Origin of the sequence: Pseudomonas sp. Irchel 3H7, from assembly GCF_900187605.1 — a bacterium.
Classification (GTDB): Bacteria; Pseudomonadota; Gammaproteobacteria; order Pseudomonadales; family Pseudomonadaceae; genus Aquipseudomonas.
On record NZ_FYEA01000033.1, the window covers coordinates 1 to 1,256 of the forward strand.

1 protein-coding gene is annotated in these 1,256 nt (G+C 52.9%); it reads right to left on the reverse strand.

Annotated features, from left to right (window positions below; all coding sequences use genetic code 11):
* Positions 1-8: 8 nt before the first annotated feature.
* A protein-coding gene (locus CKW38_RS29365) for an IS3 family transposase (RefSeq protein WP_218222461.1) occupies positions 9-1,192 on the reverse strand; the annotation gives its coding sequence in 2 pieces (ribosomal slippage) (positions 9-928 and positions 928-1,192; 1,185 coding nt in all).
* Positions 1,193-1,256: the final 64 nt, after the last annotated feature.

Below are 1,256 nucleotides of genomic sequence, written 5' to 3' on the forward strand. Positions count from 1 at the left end.
TGCAGTGGTCAACTAATTCCGGACACCTCGATAGGTGGTTTTGACGCCATCGCCCGCTCGTAAACGGTCGGTGGCAGATATCCCAGTTTCGAGTGCAGCCGTTCGTTGTTGTAAAACCCAACGATGTATTCGGTAATGTCGCGGATCGCTTCAGCGTGGTTCCCGTAGTCACGTCGCCATACCCGCTCCATTTTCAAACTCAAAAAGAAGCGCTCCATCACTGCATTGTCCCAGCAATTACCTTTACGGCTCATGCTCTGCTGCATGTCGTTTCTTGCCAGTAATTCTCTGTAAGTTGCACTCGCATATTGGCTACCCCGATCTGAGTGGGCAATCAAGCCTGGCGGCGGTTGACGCTGCGCGATTGCCAGTTGCATCGCGGTGCACACCAGCTCTGCCGGCATGTTCGGAGCCATCGACCAGCCCACTATCTTGCGTGAAAACAAGTCCAATACCACGGCCAGATACAACCAGCCACTGCGGGTGCGGATATAGGTGATGTCGGCTACCCAGGCCTTGTTTGGCGCTACTGGATCAAATTTTCTGTTCAGTACATTCTCTGCAATCGGCAGGTCATGATTACTATCGGTTGTGTGTACAAACTTGCGCTTCCAGGCTGAACGCAGTCCGTTAGCCCGCATCAATCGACGGATTTTATACAGCCCGACAAGCATGCCTTTACCGCGCAAAGCGTCGCGCAAAGGGCGGCTGCCGTAGCAGCCTCCACTCTCGGCGAAAGACGCCTTGAGTTGCACAAGAACAGGACAACTCTGCCGAACAGGCGCATCAGCACGCTTCTGAGACTCATAGAAGCCTGAACGACTGATGCTCAGCAACCGACAGACATGTGCCACTGAGTAAGCCTTCTGTTGCAGCTGCCGAACCAGTCGATACCTTACTTCAGCTCGCGGGCAAAGAAGGCGGTAGCCTTTTTTAAGATGTCGTTATCCATCTTGAGCTGCCGATTTTCTTGTTCCAATTGCCGGATGCGCTGTTGCTCTGCCGTTAATGGCTTGCCGATTCCGGCCTGCCCCAGTTGCTCTGCCTCGTATTGCTGAACCCAGCGTCGAACGGCTGTCTCACCAATGTTCAGATCCTGGCAAACCTGTACAACGGTGAGTCCCTGATCCTTGATCATCTTCACGACTTGCAGCTTGAAGCTGTCGTCGAATGCCCTGCGTTTTTTAGTCATGAATAACTCCTCGATAGATGTATTTTCCACCTATCGGGGTGTCCGGGGAAATTAGACCACTGCA